Source organism: Candidatus Nitrotoga sp. 1052, from assembly GCF_927312905.1.
In the GTDB taxonomy this organism is placed as follows: domain Bacteria; phylum Pseudomonadota; class Gammaproteobacteria; order Burkholderiales; family Gallionellaceae; genus Nitrotoga.
This window is the reverse complement of the sequence record NZ_CAKMHQ010000052.1, coordinates 42,190-62,340: the sequence shown is the minus strand read 5'-3', so window position 1 is coordinate 62,340 and position 20,151 is coordinate 42,190. Positions and strand designations below refer to the sequence as shown.

Sequence of the window (20,151 nt, the reverse complement as noted above, 5' to 3'; positions counted from 1 at the left end):
AACCAAGTTCGAGACGATAGATTAACTTTTACCCACGCAAATGTCAGATGAACCATTTTATATGTCCGCCATACAACTCTTACCTGATCTGCTCATCAACCAAATTGCTGCTGGCGAAGTTATCGAACGTCCTGCTGCCGCGCTTAAGGAGATGCTGGAAAACAGCCTGGATGCGGGTGCCACCGAAATAATCGTGCAACTGGAAGGCGGCGGTGTGAAGTTGCTGCGTGTGCGCGACAATGGCAGTGGCATCGCGCCAGAAGAGCTGCCGTTTGCCCTGATGCGCCATGCGACTAGTAAGATTGCCTCACTAGCCGACCTGCAGCGCGTCGCCAGCATGGGTTTTCGCGGCGAAGCTTTGGCCAGCATGGCGGCAGTAGCGCAGGTAACTCTTACCAGCCGCAAGACGGAAAGCCCGCATGCTTGGCAGATTCAATCCGGAGATGGTACGCAGAGCGAAGTTATTCCTGCAGCACACGCTCAGGGCACCAGCGTTGAAATACGTGAGCTGTATTTCAACACCCCGGCGCGCCGCAAATTTCTCAAGTCCGAAGCCACCGAGCTCGCTTATTGTGAGGAAACCTTCAAGCGCATCGCGCTGTCACGCCCTGATGTTGCCTTCAGCCTGCAGCACAACAACCGCATGATGTGGCAATTACCCTCGCTACCACGCTCAGGCTATGCACCTCTTGCTTCGATCTCCCAGCTTTCTGAAGTAAGTTGGGAAGAAAAAATAGATGTATTGCCAAAGCGCATCGAAGCCATGCTAAGCAAAGAATTTGCGCAAAGTGCGGTGCCTATCTCGCGCAAGGCAGCTGGATTGCATTTATACGGCATGGCTTCTTTGCCCGCTTATTCGAAAGCATCACGCGAAGCTCAATATTTTTTTGTGAATGGGCGTTTTATCCGCGACAAGGTTGTCGCCCATGCCATCCGACAAGCCTATCAGGATATCCTTCATCACCAGCGCCATCCCGCCTTTGTGCTGTTTCTCGATATGCCGCCAGAATTGGTGGACGTGAATGTACATCCGGCCAAGAGCGAAGTTCGTTTTCGTGAGAGCCAGGCCATTCATCAATTCGTGTTCCATACGCTGCAACAAGCGTTGAGCACGCCCGTTGCACTGACAGAAAACGCGTCCGACCTATCGAATCAACTAGCCCAGGTTCCATCCGTGCAACGAACCACGTCGACACAGCAGCCAATGCAGCAGCCTCTGCGGTTACACATGGCATCACAGCCGCTGGCTTTTTACGATGCTCTTTTTGGAAAAATGGAAAGCAGGGGAGGGGAGGAGGAAAAATTCAATGACGCACCCTTGTTAAACACTCACTCTCAATCTTTCTTATCAGAAACTGAAATTCCGCCGCTCGGCTTTGCCCTGGCACAGCTTGCCGGTATCTACATTCTGGCGCAAAACGTACATGGGCTGGTGGTGGTGGATATGCACGCCGCTCACGAGCGTATCGTATACGAAAGACTTAAAACGGCACTTGATGGGCAACAAATCCCCATGCAACCGTTGCTAATCCCGGTGAGTTTTGCTGCCGAAGCATTGGACATTGCCACAGCTGAGGAAGAGCACGCAGCCATTGCACAGCTTGGTTTTGATATCGCTCCATTGTCGCCGACAACTCTGGCAGTGCGGGCCATGCCTGCTATGCTTAAACAGACCCACGCCGAAGCCGCCGCACGTGATGTATTGCACGAAATGCGTGAATACGGCGCCACTCGAGTGCTGACCGAACGACGCAACGAACTGTTGTCTACGCTGGCCTGCCATTCCGCGGTGCGCGCCAATCAAATCCTAACCGTGCCTGAGATGAATAATATCCTGCGCGAAATGGAGCGTACTGAACGCTCCGGCCAGTGCAATCATGGTCGTCCGACTTGGTTTCAAATGAGCATTGCAGAATTGGATACGCTGTTCATGCGAGGAAAATGAACACACTGCCTCCCGCTCTTTTCCTTATGGGTCCTACCGCCAGCGGAAAGACCCAGGTGGCTGTAGAACTGGCACAGCAGCTACCGGTGGAAATCATTAGCGTTGATTCCGCGCTAGTATATCGGGATATGAATATCGGCACTGCCAAACCCGAGGCTGCCGTCCTCGCTCATGCGCCGCACCACCTGATCAATATACTTGACCCAACCGATGCCTATTCCGCCGCCGCTTTTCGCCATGACGCACTGCGCCTGATGAATGACATCACCCAGCGCGGATGCATTCCTTTGCTGGTGGGCGGCACCATGTTGTATTTCCGCGCCTTGCGCTTTGGTCTGAATGAACTACCGCAGGCCGACCCAAAAGTGCGTGCCGCTTTGGACGAACAATCCGTACGGTTCGGTTGGCCTGCACTTCATGCCGAATTGGCCCAGGTTGATCCGGAAACGGCTGCACTTCTAAAGCCCAACGATGCGCAGCGTATCCAGCGTGCGCTGGAAGTTTACCAACTCTCGGGCCAACCGATGTCCGCGCTGTTTAAGCAGCAAAACAAATATCCACTGCCTTATCACGTCATGCAAATTGCGCTCATTCCAAGTGAACGTAGCAAGTTGCATGCACGTATCGCCACACGATTTGCTGCCATGCTTAAACTCGGCTTGGCAGATGAATTGCTCGCACTTAAAGAAAAATATTCGTTGCATCCCAACCTGCCCTCCATGCGCTGCGTAGGCTATCGTCAGGCATGGCAATTTCTCGCCAGAGAAATAAACGAAACAGAGTTATTGGACAAAGGCATCGCGGCTACGCGCCAACTGGCTAAGCGTCAGCTTACCTGGCTGCGCGGCATGCCGGAAATCATCGAATTTGATTGCTTATCCCACAACCTTGCGCAGCAAGTACTTGCCGTCGTGCGTCAGCTACAGAATATCTAACCCACAAAGTGAGTGAAGGATTTTGCTTTTAAAAAATCAGGAACGTAGTTTGTCGGGAGCGCATAGGTCCTACTCTTGCGCACCGATCATAACCTTCACTTCTTCCGGATGCATATGCAGAAGTTTGCCGATGTCAGTATAGTCATCGGGCAGAGCCGCATCGGTCCAGCCATTGGCAGAATGGCGCGCAAGATTAACGGCGAGAAAGACATTACGCACGCGCTGTTGATTGGCACACTCGCCATCCATCAGCGTGATCAGTAGCTCGGGTAGTGACCATTTTAATGCTAATGCAGATTGCAAACGAAACAATTCAAAGCCCAATACCCGTTCCTGCGCATCATTGCTACGCAATGTTTTATCCTGTTGCTGCATGGCACGGATTTTCAGCATATCTACAGGCGCAAAACACCACATTAGCAGTTCGGCAATATCGAATAGCAACGCAGCGATACGTACTTCCTCAAAATGCATATCATTCAAGCGTACCGCCCAATCCACAGCGAAAGTGGACGCGCGGTTTGAACGGTGTATCACTCGCAACAAGCAACTCAAGGCATCCATCTGCCCGGTTAGAACTGTTTCCGCCAGCAGTTCTGCCGACACTTTTTTAAAAAACGTGTCGAGACCCAACATCATTAATGCTTGATCCACTTGCATCACTTCATGCTCTTGACTGGGGTGCTTTTGCTGTTGCAGATGACGCAGCAGCTTGACAGTCATCATTGGATCATATTTGATAATGTAGGCAACCCCCCGCGCACTAAGGTTTTTTTCATGTTGGCGCAATGCAGACAAATTGCGTGCGGTTTGTTTCAATACCGGAATATCAACTTGACTGAGAAAATCTACCCACTCGTCCAGCCTCCACATTTTCTGAGGTTGCATAACATCTCCTTTTCTTCCATTACTAAGCTATCGGATATCTCGACAAGCCGGAGGAAATCTTTAGGAATCAGTTATGCCATGAATCTCGTACTCGCAAGTGCTCTGGGACACTGTCTCATTGCAATTTGATAGGTCCGATATTATGTTTGTGACATAGCAATACTTGTGTGACATAGCAATACTAGTGATCAAGGTCACCCACCCGCACCTCCACCAGTGTGTTAGGTACCCATCCAGAACGCTCATCGCTGGTCTGCACGTTCAGCCAGTCACCCAAATAGGCCTGCGCAGTTAGCGCGGAATCTTTTTTTAGTGCTCCGAGCTTAGCCGCGTTGCTGAATGGCTTTTGGCGCAGAGTGATGTTGCTCTTGGCGCGTAACGGAATGGGGACATTGAATGGAACCATCGCAACGCGTGGATCTGACGCCTTGCGGGTGCGGTTATCCTTCACCATGTCGATAAATTCTCGTGTTTGCGCGGCGTGGTCCATGGCTGTGCCGTAGTTTCCTTTTGCGTAGGACGTCGTAGCGGCATCAAGGAGACGTTGTGCCTGCAGTGTTTGTTCGGGCGCTATGATTTGGGATAACTTTAAACTTGCCATAGCCACTTCTGCTTCTGCGATAGACGAGGCGGCACCGGGCTGTGTGGCTAGCCGCCGTAACCTCACCTGGTCGCGGGTGACTTGACTGGTGGTTTCCTGTAACGCCTTGGCCTGGTCCTGTTGACGAGCGTTCAAGTTTCGGATCAGCCCCTCTTTTTCCGCCAACAGCTGCTGCAGACGTTCGATTTCACGTTGCTGTACTTCGCAGGCGCAGGGTTCGTGGGGCGTGATTGGGGCTGCAACCGGGATCGGTTTCAGGAGGGTGCACCCCGTAATGTTCAAACCTAATAGTGCTATAACTGTTCCGCATAGCATTTGTCCCGCCCAAGTCTTGAGCAAGCTACATAGTTTGTCTGACTGTATCCACAATCTTGCCACTTTGTCCTCCTCTATAATGATGCAACCGTACCACAACGCAGATTATTGCGCGGCCCAAATTACTTATCTCAACGCAGATTCAATTATGATGTACAAAACGGTTCAATAATTTCCTTCAAATAGCAAATTGGGTTAGCCAATAGCGAGTAAATTGGGACGGTCGCATACGCATCGCAGCTGATTGGTTTGCGAGCACATTGCGGAAGGCCGTTGGATAGCAGGCAAGCAGGCTAATGGGTAGACTGCAAGTGTGCCGCAAGATCGGTAAATTGAGAGGGAAAAGACAGGGTGGCCATTGAAGATCATAATAATTCTTATTGGTTGTCGCGCGAAGTAGAAATGCCGCGCACAGCAGGATCGCGAACGGCATCCAGAACCAGCAATACCTTCTGGACTGCATTCGCGGCGAGGGATTAAGGCTGATTTATCTCGATGCCATCGGCCCGCACGAGAACTTCTATCGGGACTACAAAAGCTGACTGACAGGAGCATCAATCCCATGGCACTTTCTGAATCCACCCGCCGGCAAGTCGAAGAAGACCTAATGTGTATCTTTTTGGAGTAGGCAATGCAACGCGTCTTTATCATTCTGGGCATCGCGCTGCTGGTCATCGGCCTTCTCTGGCCATGGCTTTCTAGGTTCCCCTTCGGGCGCTTGCCCGGCGATATTTCCATCACGCGCGAGAACTTCAGCTTCCACTTCCCGTTGATGACGAGTCTGCTGGTGTCGTTGCTGCTGATTCTGTTGCTATGGCTGTGGCGGAAGTAGGTCCGTCATGGCCGAGTCGGAGTCGAACACCAAACCGAGCGCATCGGTGCGAGCGTTGTTGGCTGCAATTTTCCCCCGGAAGAAGTCTGTGTCCAAGCGCTGGCGCAACAACGCTGGTCGTAAGGATTCCGTTGTATCCGCGATGTTTATATGATTACGCCTTCTCAACGCCTGCCTGACGCACACTTGGGTTAAACTGAAAGTAGTTTTGAGACATAAAATTTATTAATGTATGTAGGTTTTCTGAGGCTTGTGTCAACTTCCGAAAGCCGCACGAATAGCTTCCAGTCTCTTTCTGTTCGTTCCAAAATCATTCTTGCCCAGACGTGACGCAGAGCGCATGTTAATAACACCAGCCTGTTCATCGAGCGCAAACTCTACGTCATCGGTGAATTTCATTAGACGGCTCTGGAATTCGGCGTATAAATAAGTTGGTTCTGCGGTAATCACCTTTGTGTTATTCATGTTGCGCACTATATCAGTCAGTTTGGCAAAAGCGACTTTACCGTCGCCTTGATATGTTAGCGGAGCAATGATGTGGTAGTCGCTGTGCGGGTGCAGTGCCGCTTGGCTGGAGATGCTATTGGATGACTCTGCAAGTGGTGCTTTTAGCTTGCCATCACGTAGGCCAAGATCGGTCGGGCGTTTTCCATTGAATAACCCAGCCTGTCCTGCAACGATGGTGACTATCGGGATAATGACGAACAGTAAGATGGCAATCTTAAGAATAATTTTGGTCATGATGCGGTCAACGGAAGGTTATATTTTGCACCTTACATTTGATTGAACAGATACGCAAACGTCGAAGTGACAACATTAGCTGCGCCGCGTTCGTATAAATATAGCGAAAGATGGCTGAGCCTGTTCCAGTAATTATTTTTGACTATCTATATCTTCTGCACTCACCTCGTAAAATCAACTTGTTTTTCAATCTGTTAAATATTGCAACAGTTGGGATGGTAAATCAATTCCACCTTGCGCAGGCCAGTTGGATAATTCCTCTGGAGAACCGTTGTAGCCATAGCGAGCGATGATGCAGCGCATCCCGGCGGCTTGCGCTGCTTCCGCATCGCGCTTGTCATCACCCAGATACAGGCAGAGCTGTGGCGCGATTTTCAGCAATTCACTGGCCTTAAGCAGTGAATCCGGAAAGGGCTTGGCACGCGCGCATGTGTCGCCGCTGATCAGGCAGGCAGCACGCTGCGCATAGCCCAGCGCTTGCATCAACGGCAAGGTGAAGCGATGGGGTTTGTTGGTGACGATGCCCCACGGCAGGCCACGTTGTTCCAGTATTTCGATCAGTTCCGCCATTCCAGGGAACAGGGTGGTGTGGACACAAATATGGCTAGCATAATAATCTAGGAAGGCATCGCGCAAATCTGCAAAATTTGGCGCATCTGGTTCAATGTTAAAACCCAGTTTCAGCAAGCCAGGAGAGCCATGCGAGGCTTGCGGGCGGATCGTCTCCAATGGCATGGGTGGCCTGCCATGGAGGTTGAGCAGGTGATTAAGGGCGGCGCCCAGATCGGGCGCCGTGTCAGCGAAAGTACCGTCGAGATCGAACAGGACGGCGCTAGTCACGACAACAGGCGAGCAGGTAATTGACGTCAGTGTTCTGGCCGAGTGAGTAGGTTTTATAAAGGGGGTGGTAACTCATGCCGCTGATGTCGCTGATGTTAAGGCCTGCATTGCGGCAAAATTGCGCGAGTTCGGACGGCTTGATGAATTTAGCATAATCATGCGTGCCACGCGGAAGCAAATGAAGTAAATATTCTGCGCCGATCACCGCGAAAAGGTAGGACTTCGGGTTGCGGTTGAGGGTGGAAAAGAACACATAACCGCCCGGCTTGGCTAGTTGCGCGCAGGCATTTACGGTGCTGGATGGATCGGGTACATGTTCGAGCAATTCCATGCAAGTGACCACATCGTAGTGGCCTGGCTGTTCCGCCGCCAGGTCTTCCACGGCGATTTTGCGGTAATCCACCTGCTGGCCACTTTCCAGCAAATGCAGCCTGGCAACTTGCAGCGCCTTGTCGCCCAGATCAATGCCCGTCACCTGCGCGCCAAGTGCGGCCATGCTTTCCGACAGGATGCCGCCACCGCAGCCGACATCCAGCACAGTCTTGCCAGCCAGGGCCGCGATACGGTTGATGTAGTTCAGGCGCAGCGGGTTGATTTCGTGTAGTGGTTTAAATTCGCTGTTGGAATCCCACCAGCGGTGGGCGAGCTGACTAAATTTTTCCAGTTCAATCGGATCAGCGTTGGTCATGATGTGCTCATATTCGGGGTGAAGGGCAGAATGTAACAAAACTTGTCTTGAACCGCCAGCCAATCAGGCGACTTAATTTCAGATTCCGCGCAGCAAAGCAATTATGTTTTGTCTCGCCTGAGTTGGACATGTTAAACTTACAAATTGTTTTACAAGAAATTTTAGAGTATCCGCTATACCTATGGAACAATTCGCTAAAGAAATTCTAGTAGTCAGTCTTGAAGAGGAGATGCGTAAGTCGTATCTCGATTACGCAATGAGCGTAATTGTTGGGCGCGCCTTGCCTGACGTGCGTGATGGCCTTAAACCGGTACATCGCCGCGCGCTGTTTTCCATGCACGAACTATCCAACGACTGGAACAAGCCCTATAAAAAATCGGCGCGCATTGTGGGCGACGTGATCGGTAAATATCATCCGCATGGAGATACGGCGGTGTACGACACGATCGTTCGTATGGCGCAAACATTTTCGCTGCGTTATCCTTTGGTGGACGGTCAGGGTAACTTTGGTTCGGTGGATGGTGATAACGCAGCGGCGATGCGTTATACCGAAATTCGCATGGCGCGTATTGCGCACGAGCTGCTGGCCGACCTGGACAAGGAGACCGTGGATTTCGGACCCAATTACGATGGCTCCGAGCATGAGCCGCTGGTGTTTCCGGCGCGCTTTCCCAATCTGCTGGTCAACGGCTCAACCGGCATTGCCGTGGGCATGGCGACTAATATTCCGCCGCATAATCTAGGCGAGGTGATTAATGCCTGTCTGGCGCTACTGAAAAACCCCGATCTGGATATTGAGCAGTTAATAGAATATATTCCAGCGCCGGATTTTCCAACTGCGGGTTTTATTTATGGTTTGGCAGGCGTAAAGGAAGGTTATCGAACCGGGCGCGGACGCGTGGTAATGCGCGCGCGTACTCATTTCGAAGATATCGAAAAAGGGAATAACCGCCAAGCCATCATTATTGATGAATTGCCCTATCAAGTGAATAAAGCCACCTTGCTAATGAAGATTGGCGAGCTGGTGCGCGAAAAGAAAATCGAGGGAATTTCCGAAATTCGCGATGAATCGGATAAGTCCGGAATGCGCGCTGTGATTGAACTAAAGCGCAATGAAATGCCGGAAGTAATACTCAATCAACTGTTTAAAATGACCCAGCTGCAGGACAGTTTCGGCATGAACATGGTGGCCTTGACCGACGGCCAGCCCAAGCTGCTTAACTTGAAGCAATTTCTGGATGCTTTCCTGCGCCATCGGCGCGAAGTGGTAACGCGGCGCACGATATTTGATTTGCGCAAGGCGCGGGATCGTGGCCATATTCTGGAAGGTTTGGCGGTTGCACTTTCCAACGTGGACGAAATCATTGCGCTGATTAAAGCGGCAGCGACGCCTGCGATTGCCAAGCAGGGTTTGATGGCGCGGACATGGCGATCTTCACTGGTCGAAGAGTTGCTAAGCCGGGTTAGCGATGCATCGCGTCCAGAAAATCTGGAGCCGGAATTCGGTATGTCAGGGCAGGGCGAGCAGCGCGCATATCGGCTTTCGGACACGCAAGCGCAAGCTATTCTGGAGCTGCGTTTGCAGCGTTTAACCGGGCTGGAACAAGATAAAATCGTCAGCGAATATCGCGAAGTGATGGACAAGATTATTGATTTGCTCGATATCTTGGCCAAGCCAGAACGCGTAACGCAAATTATCGTCGACGAGCTGGTTGCGATTAAAGCGCAATACGGCGACAAGCGCCGTAGCGAAATCGTCACCCATACTCAAGATATGAGCATGGAAGATCTGATTACGCCGGAAGACGTGGTGGTTACGATGTCGCATGGCGGTTACATGAAAGCGCAGCCGTTAGCGGAATATGTGGCGCAGAAACGCGGTGGTCGTGGCAAGCAGGCTGCTCCACCTAAAGAGGATGATTTTGTAGACAACCTGTTTATCGCCAACACGCACGATTACATTCTGTGCTTCTCCAGTCGTGGCCGAGTGTACTGGATCAAGGTGTACGACGTACCTCAGGGTGCCCGTACCGCCCGCGGCAGGCCAATTGTTAATCTGTTGCCGTTGGAAAGTGGCGAGAAGATCAATGCGATTCTGCCGGTAAAGGTGTTCTCGGAAGATCAATATGTATTCTTCGCCACCGCCAAGGGCACGGTGAAAAAGACTGCGTTGTCTGATTTCGCCAACCCGCGCAAGGCTGGCATCATCGCCATTAACCTGGATGAAGGCGATTATCTGATCGGCGTGGCGTTGACTGACGGCAAGCATGACGTAATGCTGTTTTCCAATGGTGGCAAAGCGGTACGTTTTGACGAAAATGATGTACGCCCCATGGGGCGTGTGTCGCGCGGTGTGCGCGGCATGAAGCTGGCCGCGAAGCAACATGTTATTGCACTCCTGGTGGCGGGCGACGAAAGCCAAGCAGTATTGACTGCGACCGAGAACGGCTACGGCAAGCGCACGCGGATTTCAGAATATACACGCCATGGCCGGGGTACTCAGGGCATGATTGCGATTCAAACTTCCGCCCGGAATGGCAAGGTGGTAGCGGCTACACTGGTAAACGAGGATGATGAAATCATGTTGATTGGTACTAATGGCGTACTAATCCGCACTCGCGTCAAGGAAATCCGCGAAATGAGCCGTTCCACGCAAGGCGTGACACTCATTAATCTAGGCAAAGGCGATAAGCTGGCGGGTTTGAGCCGCATTGCCGATCCTGAGCCGGAAGATCTTTCCCATTTAATCAAACCCGATTAAAGACCAGATATAAAGATAATAGAAAAGTTATGACAATTTATAATTTCAGCGCAGGTCCCGCAGTATTACCGCATGAGGTATTGCAACAGGCACGTGAGGAGTTGCTGGACTGGCATGGCAGTGGCATGTCCGTTATGGAAATGAGCCACCGCGGCAAGGAGTTCATGGGTATCGCAGCTGCGGCTGAAAGCGATTTGCGTGGTCTGCTCGCTATCCCGGCTAATTACAAAGTGCTATTCCTGCAAGGTGGGGCGCATTTGCAATTCGCCATGATTCCGCTGAATCTGTTACGCGGCAAGACTTCAGCTGATTACGTTAATACCGGCGAATGGTCTAAGAAAGCGATAGCCGAGGCGAAAAAGTTTAGCAATGTAAATATAGTGGCCAGTGGTGCGGACAAGAATTTTATTTATGTGCCGGCGTTTGATACTTGGCAGTGTGATCCGAATGCAGCTTATGTGCATTACACGTCGAATGAGACGATAGGCGGAGTCGAATTCAATTGGGTTCCGGAAACCGGTGAAATTCCTTTGGTGGCAGACATGTCATCAAATATTATATCGCGCCAGATTGATGTTTCTAAATTTGGCCTGATTTATGCCGGAGCGCAGAAAAACATTGGTCCGGCTGGGTTGTGTATTGTCATCGTGCGCGAAGATCTGATTGGTAATGTGTCACCGAGCACGCCCACTATGCTGGATTACAAGATCCATGCTGACAATGATTCAATGTATAACACGCCACCCACTTACGGCATTTACATGGCCGGGCTGGTATTTCAGTGGCTCAAGCGCAATGGCGGGTTGGCGCAGATGGAGCAGACCAATATCAGAAAAGCAAACCTGCTGTATCAGGCGATCGATGCCAGCAATGGTTTTTACAATTGTCCGGTGGTCAAATCCGATCGTTCACGCATGAACGTGCCGTTCACTCTGAAAGATGCCAGTCTGGACGGCGAGTTTCTCAAACAGGCGGATACGCACGGCCTATTGCAGTTGAAGGGACATCGCTCTGTCGGCGGCATGCGCGCTTCAATTTACAATGCGATGCCGCTGGAAGGCGTGCAGACATTGGTTGATTTCATAACACATTTTGCAAAGAATCATGGCTAAAACTTTTAAGATACTGACATTAAATAAAATTTCAACGGTTGGGCTGAACCGCTTGCCAGCTGCAAATTATATCGTTGGCAGCGACATTGCAGAGCCAGATGCGATCCTGGTGCGCTCGCACAATATGCTGGAGATGGATATTCCGGCTAGTGTGAAAGCCATCGCCCGCGCGGGCGCTGGCACTAATAACGTACCCGTTAAAAAGATGAATGCGCGAGGCGTGCCAGTTTTCAACGCTGCGGGTGCCAATGCCAACGCAGTGAAGGAGTTGGTCATCGCGGGTATGCTGCTGGCTTCGCGAAATTTAATTGCTGCGCTGCATTTTACCGCCAATTTGAAGGGTGATGACGCCACGTTGCACAAGCTGGTCGAAGATGGCAAAAAACATTATGCAGGTATTGAATTGCGTGGCCGTACCTTGGGTATTATTGGGTTGGGCGCCATTGGTCGTCTGGTGGCGGATGCCGCCATTGGTTTGGGCATGCAAGTGGCGGGTTACGACCCTGACATTACCGTGGAAGGAGCATGGGGCCTGTCTTCGCAGGTGAAAAAGGCGCACAGTATAGAAGATCTGCTTAAGCAGAGCGATTTCGTTACGCTGCACATTCCCTTGCTGGATGCTACACGGGGCTTGATTAATGACCAGCGCGTACAAGCGATGAAACCAGGAAGCGTGCTGTTGAACTTTGCGCGCGATGGTATCGTGGATGAAGACGCTGTGCTGGCGGGCATCGCCGCCAAACGCATTAGCTATTATGTTTGTGATTTTCCTATGCAGAAGACGCAGGGCAACCCAGCAGTGATTGCGCTGCCTCATCTGGGTGCTTCCACTCAAGAGGCTGAAGACAATTGTGCGGTAATGGTAGCAGAGCAAGTGCGCGACTATCTGGAGCACGGCAACCTGAACAATACGGTAAATTTCCCGACTGTTAATATGCCGCGCGAATCTTCTTTTCGTATCGCCATCGCTAATGCCAATGTGCCGAATATGCTAGGGCAGATTTCTACTGCATTGGCCGGAGCCGGTATTAATATCCACAATATGATTAACAAGTCGCGTGGCGAGATGGCTTATACCCTGGTCGATACAGATATCGCTACACCTCCTGAGATGATCGCGCAGATTGCCGCCATTCCGGGTGTGCTCATGGTGCGCGACTTGCCCTTGGATGCATAAGCAATATGGATGCATGAGCAATGAGTGATGAACTCAAGAAATACCGCGAACAAATAGACTTCATTGACGAAGAATTGCTCAAGTTGCTCAACCAGCGCGCGGCGCTGGCAAGGCAAATCGGCCATCTTAAGAGTGAAAATACAGTGCTGCGGCCAGAGCGCGAGGCGCAGATATTGCAGCGTATGGTTAGCAATAATTCTGGTCCTTTGCCGAATCAGAGTATCACGCAATTATTTACCGAGATCATGTCTCACTGCCGTGCGTTAGAGACGCAACTATGTGTTGCATACTTGGGGCCAAGTGGAACTTTCAGCCAGGAAGCAGTAGAGAAACGTTTTGGTCACGCAGTTCTGAGTAAGCCGTGCGTTTCGATAGATGAAGTCTTTCAAACTGTAGAAAGCGGCAAAGCGAATTATGGAGTGGTGCCGGTGGAAAATTCCACCGAGGGTGCTATTGGACGCACGTTGGATTTGTTGCTGCAAAGCCAGCTCAAGGTGTGTGGTGAAGTGATGCTGCCGGTGCATCAATGCTTGATGTCGTTAGTGACTGACATTTCTGCCATCAAGCGCGTGTTTTCGCATTCGCAGTCTTTGGGGCAGTGTCAAGTCTGGCTGAATACGAATTTGCCTAACGCCGAGCGCGTGCCAGTTGGCAGCAATACCCAGGCGATTCTTCTGGCTTTGGAACAGCAGGCGGATAGTGCGGCGATCGCAAGCGCAAAGGCGGCCAAAAATTACGGCATCCCGTTATTGGCTGAAAATATTGAGGACGACCCGCGCAATACCACGCGCTTTTTGGTCATTGGAAACCAGGATGTGGCGCCATCCGGCAAGGATAAAACCTCACTGGTCATGTCCGCACCTAATCGCCCGGGCGCGGTCTACGATTTGCTGGCGCCGCTGGCCAAAAATGACGTCAGCATGACCAAGCTGGAATCTCGGCCGGCGCGTTCCGGCGTGTGGGAATATGTGTTTTATATGGATATTGAAGGGCATCAGCATGAACCCAAAGTGGCGGCCGCACTGGTTGAATTAAAGCAAGTCGCCGCGTTCGTAAAAACGCTAGGTTCATACCCAATTTCCTTATAAGACCGCTTGCGCAATTTAAAAATATCGTTATTCCCGTGAAGACGAAATTTATTTCTATCAATGACTGAGTGCCTGCATCCGCGGGAATGACAGAAACAAAATTAATCAAGGCCTTAAATGAACTACAGTGAGCTAGCCCCTCCTTATATCCGCGCCATAGCGCCCTATCAGCCTGGCAAACCGATTGCCGAGCTGGAGCGCGAGCTCGGCATCAGCGGCATTGTCAAGCTGGCATCCAATGAGAATCCCCTCGGTGCCAGCCCCTTGGCCGTGGCCGCGATGCATGCGGCGATGAGCGATATCGCGCGTTATCCCGATGGCAGTGGTTTCGATCTGAAGAAAGCATTGTCCGAGCGGTATCAGATTGAGCGTTCATGCATTGTGCTGGGAAATGGTTCCAATGATTTGCTGGAATTGGCCGCACGCGCTTTCCTCGCGCCGGGTGACAAGGTGGTTTATTCGGATCATGCTTTCGCGGTGTATGCGCTGGCTACGCAAGCGGCAGGAGCTACCGGCATCAGCGTGCCAGCTACTAAAGGGTTTGGCCACGATCTTTCCGCAATGTTGCAGGCTGTGGTGCAGCATAAGGTGAAGATGGTGTTCATCGCGAACCCGAATAATCCCACGGGTACTTTTCTCAGCGCGGCGGAATTGCTGGATTTTCTGCGAGCAGTGCCGCCGCAGGTGTTGGTGGTGCTGGATGAGGCATACAACGAATATCTGCCGCAAAATTTGCGTTATGACAGTGTGAGCTGGTTGCGCGACTTTCCCAACTTGATCATTTCCCGCACTTTCTCCAAAGCATATGGTTTGGCTGGTTTGCGTGTGGGGTATGCATTGGCAGGTGAGTTGGTAGCGGACATGCTGAACCGAGTGCGGCAGCCGTTCAATGTCAACAGCGTAGCGCAGGCTGCTGCTGTGGCAGCGTTACAGGACGAGTCTTTTGTAAGGCGAACTTGCGAATTGAATCAGGCCGGCATGGAACAGATTTCGCAAGGGTTGACTCTATTAGGTCTGGAGTACATCCCGTCTTATGGAAACTTCATATGTTGCCGCATTGCGAATCCTGCCCAGAGTGGGGGAAAAGGGGCTGGCCCGATGTATCGACGCCTGCTGGAATTGGGGGTAATTGTGCGGCCGATTGCCAACTACGGTATGCCAGATTATTTGCGTGTGAGCATTGGTCTGGAAAGTGAAAATGAGAAATTTCTGTCTGCGCTGGCGCAGGCGTTAGGAGAAGCAGCGTGATTATTGTAATGAACAAGGATGTTTCTGACGATCAAATAGGCGTGGTGGTAAAGAAGCTCAAGGACGCCGGGCTGGATGCCAATATTTCCCGAGGCATTGAACGCACTGTGATCGGCGCCATTGGTGATGAGCGCAAATTATCCGAAGAAATGTTTACCCCATTGCCTGGGGTGGAATCGGCGATGCATATAGTCAAGCAATATAAAATCGTATCGCGCGAATCTCATCCCGAAAACACAGTAATTGATATCGGTGGCATTCAGCTGGGCGGCAAGCAAATCCAGGTTATTGCGGGTCCATGCTCAGTAGAAACTCAGCAGCAGATGGACTTGTCCGCCCAGTACGTGAATGAGGCAGGCTGCCGTTTGATGCGTGGCGGCGCATTTAAGCCTCGCACCAGCCCGTACACTTTTCAGGGCAAGGGAGTTGAGGGACTGGATATGTTCCGTCAGGCAGCCAGCAAATTCAAGCTGCCCATCGTGACCGAGCTAATGGATGTCCGCATGTTGGATACCTTTCTCGAAAATGACGTCGACGTAATCCAGATCGGCACCCGCAACATGCAGAATTTCGATCTGCTCAAAGAAGTGGGTCGTATCAACAAACCAGTCATTCTCAAGCGCGGCATGTCGGCTACCATTTCAGAGTGGCTAATGGCGGCAGAATACATTGCAGCCGGCGGCAACCATAACATCATATTCTGCGAGCGCGGCATTCGTACTTTTGAAACGTATTACCGCAACGTACTTGACGTGACCGCCATCCCGGTAATGAAAAAAGAAACCCATTTGCCGATAATTGTCGATCCTTCGCACGCCGGCGGCAAGGCATGGATGGTCGCGGCGCTGTCACAGGCAGCGATTGCGGCGGGGGCGGATGGATTATTGGTAGAGATGCATCCCAATCCGACTGAGGCCTGGTGCGATGCCGATCAGGCGCTGACTCCGCAAGAATTGAAGAAGTTGATGGGCGTGTTGGGCGGCATTGCCACAGCGATTGGACGCACACTCTAATCCTGTCTCACGCTAGTGGAGAGGTGAGGAAAGTCGTGACAAAACCATTGTTTCGCAAAGTTGTTATTTTTGGCGTCGGCCTGATCGGCGGTTCGTTTGCGCTTGCTTTGCGGCGGATGAACGCGGTGGATGAAGTAGTCGGTTTCGGACGCAGCGCGCAGACGCTGGCACAGGCGCAGCAACTCGGTATTATCAACCGCAGCGGTTCAGATCTTGCGGCAGAGCTGGGCGATGCCGATCTGATATTGCTGGCAACGCCCGTGGGCCAAATGGCCGACATCATGGTTCGCATCGCACCGCATCTGGGTGCTCATACGCTTATTACTGATGGCGGCAGCACCAAGTGCGACGTTGTTGATCATGCTTATAAACATTTGGGCGCACTTATTTCCCACTTCATACCGGCACACCCTGTTGCTGGTGGTGAGCAAAGCGGCGCTACCGCGGCGCGTGCTGATCTGTATCAAAACAAAAAAGTAATATTGACTCCGCTGCCGGAAAATTCCGCTGATGCTGTGGCGCGCGTAAGGTTGGCATGGGAATTGTGTGGCGCGTTGGTGAGCGAATTAACGCCGAAGCAGCATGATGAAGTGTTTGCTGCTGTCAGTCATCTACCGCACCTGCTTTCATTTGCATTGGTACACGATTTGGCTCAGCGCGAAAACCGCGATTTGTTACTTGCTTTCGCCGCGAGTGGTTTCCGCGATTTTACCCGCATTGCAGCAAGCTCGCCGGAAATGTGGCGCGATATCTGCCTGGCCAACCGCGATGCGCTGTTGATCGAGATGGGCCGCTACATGAAAGAACTGGAAACCTTGCATAATGCGCTTGCGGAAGCCGATGGCGCCAAGCTGGAAGAAATATTCAGCATTGCCCGTTCGGTGCGCAGCAACTGGACTCCGCAATAAATCGGCAAAATTTATTAGGAAAGTTTCTACGGTGGTTATAAGGAGAAAAGCATGGACTTGAGAATTACCTGTATTAAAAAGAGTAACAGTCAACTTGCACATGAGCGCATTCAATTTATAGGTGGAGTGGATGCTGAAGGCGTTCGCTGGAAATTTTCTGTGGCAGAGGCAATTGAGGGTATTGCAGTTGGTAAATGGCGATTTTATGCTCACGTAGGGGGTTATCCATTTTGGGTAGTTGTCGCTGTTAGTTCACTTGGACAAAAGTATTTAAAAACTGATCACGATGGGGAGCAGCCAATTAATTTACTGAGCTTACGTGAGTGTCCACCAGATTAATAAATTCTATTTCATGCTTATGACAACGGCCTTATTTACAAGCATCAGATGATTTTATTCATCCTTGTTAAGCTGTTAAAGCTGCCTGCAGCCAGTTCGGACGATTGTTGAGCTCTTCCTCCATGCTTGACTGGCAGGACGGGCAGCCGTTTTCCAGCCGTTTCAGCGATGTCTACTTTTCAAACGATTCCGGACTAGAGGAAAAACGCCACGTTTTTCTGCAAGGCAATCGGCTGGCAGAACGTTTTGCATCTTTATCAAGCGGGGATAGTTTTGCCATCGGCGAGACAGGATTTGGCACAGGGTTGAATTTTTTATGCGCTTGGCAACTGTTCGATAAGGTCGCTTCATCCAATAGCAGTCTCGATTTTTTTAGCGTCGAAAAATATCCGTTTGATGAGAGAGAGCTTGCCGATGTTTTGGCACTGTGGCCGGTATTGCGGCAGTATGCCGATGAACTCCTTGCCCGTTGGCGGCGCCGCGTACCGGGCTGGAATCGGTGGAGTTTTGCCGGTGGAAAGATACGCCTAACGCTTGTAATAGGTGACGTAGTCGATGCGCTAACTGAAATCTGCGGCGGCATCGATGCATGGTTTCTGGATGGTTTTTCACCGGCACGCAATCCAGAAATGTGGACGCAGTCTGTATTCGAGAGCGTCGTGCGAATCTCTCAGCCAGGCGCCTCATTCGCCACCTATACTTGTGCCGGTTGGGTACGGCGCGGTTTGGAACAAGCGGGATTCCAGGTCAGCAAATCTCCAGGCTTCGGACGTAAACGCGAAATGCTGCAAGGTCATCTTCCCGGTTCGCCGCCGGTGCGGGCTAAGGTAACAAAAGTCATCGTGATCGGCGGAGGCGTGGCTGGCTGTGCCGTTGCCTCAGCTTTGGCGATGCGCGGAGTCTCCGTTACCCTGATCGAAAGCGCGCCGGCATTAGCTGCGGCGGCATCGGGCAATCCGCGCGGAATATTGCATATTCGGCTAAGCGCAGGCATGGACTCATTGCAACGTTTTTTGCTGGCCTCCTATGGGCATGCGCTTGCCTTGCTGGATGAAAAGCTTCCCATTGACGGCATCGCCCGTGCGGAATGCGGAGAGCTGCAACTGGCATTTTCTGCGCAAGAAGCGAAACGTATCGACCGGCTGGCGGCACTTGATTGGCCAGCGCATGTATTACGTCGCGTAGATGCGGCTGAAGCATCCGAGCTGACTGGTATCGAGTTGGCACATGGCGGCCTGTGGTTTCCCGCCGGCGGCTGGCTGGTTCCGCCACAGATGTGCGAGGCATTGGCAGCGAGCCCAGCCATAGTGCGGCGTACCGGCTATCGCGCGGAATCCTTGGCAGCGGTAGAGTCCGGCTGGCGGGTGGAGGGAAAAGACGAGCGCCAACAAGCATGGTCTGATGAGGCTCAGGTAGTGGTAGTTTGTACCGGTTATCAGGTGAAATCGTTTGCGCCATTGTCACACCTTCCCCTGACGCCGGTGCGCGGGCAAATCACTATGCTGCCTGCCACACCGCATAGCGAAAATCTGCGAACAATTGTATCTGCCAATGGTTATCTCGCTCCATCAGACGGAGAGCTGCACGTGCTGGGAGCGACGCATGATTTCAATGATGAGGCGGTGGATTTGCGGGCATCCGATCATGCAGAGAATTTGTCCAAGCTGGCGGACATATCGCCGACGCTAGCCAAGTCGATGAATATTGATTCATTGGATGTTGAGCAACTGAATGGACGTGCATCAGTGAGAGCTTCCGTTCCCGGAGCCATGCCGCTAGTGGGCGAACTATTGCCGGGGCTATATACCAGCTTGGGACATGGCACTCGCGGTCTTATAACTGCAGGGCTTTCCGGTGAATTGATTGCGGCGATGGCATGTGGACAATTGCCGCCACTGCCATTGGCGGTAGTAAATGCATTGGCTCCTGTGCCGTGGCTTGTAAGGCTGGCGAGCGACTGATGAATTCAGGGCGCCTCTAAAAATTCAATTTTCTAGGCAAGACAAGGCACGAGTAAAAAATTTGAGCGAGGCATATTGTTAATATGTAAGCGATAATTTTTTTCGAGTAACGCCGTATTGTGACGAAAATTGAATTTTTAGAGGTGCCCTTTACGCTTCTATGCAATGATCGAAGCCATGACTGGACAGAAGCGGGAGGCCAAGCTACGCGGCAGGCCGCAAAAGAATTATTACGAATCTTTAGTGCACGACGTAGGATAAGGGGAATTTGGATTATGATGACAAGCGCTATGAATAATCCGTGCCTGGCCCGTTTAATTTTTCAAAACACCTCCCCTTATGCCAAAGCGAACAAACGAATTCCAGAAACTCGTATACCTCGTACGGACAAATCTCGCGGCTGGGGCGACGGTTACCGAATCGAAGATGCTTCGAGACCGTGTTACCCGGAATCAACGCGAAGTTGACGTCTGCATCGAAGGGCGCGTTGGCGGCCAGGCTGTGATGGTTTGCGTTGAGTGCCGTGACCACAAACGGCCAGCCGATGTGCAGTGGGTCGATGCATCGCGCACGAAACATGAACGGCTCCCTACAAACGCACTGATTCTTGCTTCCAAGTCCGGATTCACCCCGGAAGCCCGCCGTGTCGCAGAGGCATATGGCATTGAGACATTCTCCCTTGAAGACGTTGATAGCACCGACTTTCCTTCACTATTGACTCGGCAGTTAAATATTGAACTTAATTGATGATGCCTTGTC

General features: G+C 51.6%; 18 protein-coding genes. 13 read left to right on the top strand and 5 right to left on the bottom strand.

The genetic code is table 11. From position 1 onward, the window contains the following. Window positions 1–61: 61 nt before the first annotated feature. Both mutL and miaA read left to right on the top strand, forming a co-directional pair. The gene (gene mutL, locus MJ768_RS11070) at window positions 62–1,945 is read left to right on the top strand and encodes a DNA mismatch repair endonuclease MutL (RefSeq protein WP_239291841.1); all 1,884 of its coding nucleotides are present in this window, start codon (window positions 62–64) and stop codon (window positions 1,943–1,945) included. After that, window positions 1,942–2,880: a tRNA (adenosine(37)-N6)-dimethylallyltransferase MiaA gene (miaA, locus tag MJ768_RS11065; RefSeq protein WP_239291836.1), complete on the top strand. Its 939-nt coding sequence runs from the start codon at window positions 1,942–1,944 to the stop codon at window positions 2,878–2,880. The genes mutL and miaA overlap by 4 nt, the downstream gene beginning before the upstream one ends. A gap of 69 nt (window positions 2,881–2,949) precedes the next feature. Here miaA and MJ768_RS11060 read toward each other — a convergent pair whose 3' ends face one another. After that, a complete protein-coding gene (locus tag MJ768_RS11060; protein WP_239291835.1) occupies window positions 2,950–3,768 on the bottom strand; it encodes an HDOD domain-containing protein in 819 nt (272 codons plus the stop codon). 181 nt (window positions 3,769–3,949) lie between these two features. After that, on the bottom strand, window positions 3,950–4,747 hold the full coding sequence (locus MJ768_RS11055; protein ID WP_239291834.1) for an SH3 domain-containing protein: 798 nt from the start codon (window positions 4,745–4,747) through the stop codon (window positions 3,950–3,952). A gap of 568 nt (window positions 4,748–5,315) precedes the next feature. Here MJ768_RS11055 and MJ768_RS11050 point away from each other — a divergent pair. Further along, entirely contained in the window at window positions 5,316–5,516 is a 201-nt protein-coding gene (locus MJ768_RS11050; protein WP_239291833.1) for a DUF2905 domain-containing protein, read from the top strand. A gap of 255 nt (window positions 5,517–5,771) precedes the next feature. Here MJ768_RS11050 and MJ768_RS11045 read toward each other — a convergent pair whose 3' ends face one another. The 3 genes from MJ768_RS11045 to ubiG form a co-directional block, all read right to left on the bottom strand. Next, window positions 5,772–6,257, bottom strand: coding sequence for a DUF1499 domain-containing protein (locus tag MJ768_RS11045; protein ID WP_239291832.1), 486 nt, complete (start codon window positions 6,255–6,257; stop codon window positions 5,772–5,774). Between the two features lie 186 nt (window positions 6,258–6,443). After that, window positions 6,444–7,097, bottom strand: coding sequence for a phosphoglycolate phosphatase (gph, locus tag MJ768_RS11040; protein WP_239291831.1), 654 nt, complete (start codon window positions 7,095–7,097; stop codon window positions 6,444–6,446). Then, the gene (gene ubiG / locus MJ768_RS11035; RefSeq protein ID WP_239291828.1) at window positions 7,090–7,785 is read right to left on the bottom strand and encodes a bifunctional 2-polyprenyl-6-hydroxyphenol methylase/3-demethylubiquinol 3-O-methyltransferase UbiG; all 696 of its coding nucleotides are present in this window, start codon (window positions 7,783–7,785) and stop codon (window positions 7,090–7,092) included. Before ubiG ends, gph begins: the two co-directional genes overlap by 8 nt. Before the next feature lie 181 nt (window positions 7,786–7,966). Between ubiG and gyrA the strand changes: the two genes are divergently transcribed. From gyrA to MJ768_RS10985, 10 genes are all read left to right on the top strand, one after another. Beyond that, window positions 7,967–10,546, top strand: coding sequence for a DNA gyrase subunit A (gyrA, locus tag MJ768_RS11030; RefSeq protein WP_239291824.1), 2,580 nt, complete (start codon window positions 7,967–7,969; stop codon window positions 10,544–10,546). Window positions 10,547–10,575: 29 nt separating this feature from the next. Next, the gene (serC, locus tag MJ768_RS11025) at window positions 10,576–11,658 is read left to right on the top strand and encodes a 3-phosphoserine/phosphohydroxythreonine transaminase (RefSeq protein ID WP_239291823.1); all 1,083 of its coding nucleotides are present in this window, start codon (window positions 10,576–10,578) and stop codon (window positions 11,656–11,658) included. Further along, a complete protein-coding gene (locus MJ768_RS11020; protein ID WP_239291822.1) occupies window positions 11,651–12,835 on the top strand; it encodes a phosphoglycerate dehydrogenase in 1,185 nt (394 codons plus the stop codon). Before serC ends, MJ768_RS11020 begins: the two co-directional genes overlap by 8 nt. Window positions 12,836–12,855: 20 nt before the next feature. Beyond that, window positions 12,856–13,923 carry a prephenate dehydratase gene (gene pheA, locus MJ768_RS11015; protein WP_239291821.1) on the top strand — a complete coding sequence of 356 codons (1,068 nt, stop codon included), beginning with the start codon at window positions 12,856–12,858 and terminating at the stop codon, window positions 13,921–13,923. Between the two features lie 117 nt (window positions 13,924–14,040). Then, on the top strand, window positions 14,041–15,171 hold the full coding sequence (gene hisC / locus MJ768_RS11010) for a histidinol-phosphate transaminase (RefSeq protein WP_239291820.1): 1,131 nt from the start codon (window positions 14,041–14,043) through the stop codon (window positions 15,169–15,171). After that, on the top strand, window positions 15,168–16,184 hold the full coding sequence (gene aroF / locus MJ768_RS11005; protein ID WP_239291819.1) for a 3-deoxy-7-phosphoheptulonate synthase: 1,017 nt from the start codon (window positions 15,168–15,170) through the stop codon (window positions 16,182–16,184). Before hisC ends, aroF begins: the two co-directional genes overlap by 4 nt. 35 nt (window positions 16,185–16,219) lie before the next feature. Next, the gene (locus MJ768_RS11000; protein ID WP_239291817.1) at window positions 16,220–17,092 is read left to right on the top strand and encodes a prephenate dehydrogenase; all 873 of its coding nucleotides are present in this window, start codon (window positions 16,220–16,222) and stop codon (window positions 17,090–17,092) included. A gap of 51 nt (window positions 17,093–17,143) precedes the next feature. Further along, window positions 17,144–17,431: a DUF3892 domain-containing protein gene (locus MJ768_RS10995; RefSeq protein ID WP_239291816.1), complete on the top strand. Its 288-nt coding sequence runs from the start codon at window positions 17,144–17,146 to the stop codon at window positions 17,429–17,431. A gap of 122 nt (window positions 17,432–17,553) precedes the next feature. Further along, window positions 17,554–19,392 carry a bifunctional tRNA (5-methylaminomethyl-2-thiouridine)(34)-methyltransferase MnmD/FAD-dependent 5-carboxymethylaminomethyl-2-thiouridine(34) oxidoreductase MnmC gene (gene mnmC / locus MJ768_RS10990; protein ID WP_239291815.1) on the top strand — a complete coding sequence of 613 codons (1,839 nt, stop codon included), beginning with the start codon at window positions 17,554–17,556 and terminating at the stop codon, window positions 19,390–19,392. Between the two features lie 426 nt (window positions 19,393–19,818). Next, window positions 19,819–20,139: a restriction endonuclease gene (locus MJ768_RS10985; protein ID WP_239291813.1), complete on the top strand. Its 321-nt coding sequence runs from the start codon at window positions 19,819–19,821 to the stop codon at window positions 20,137–20,139. Window positions 20,140–20,151 lie beyond the last annotated feature (12 nt).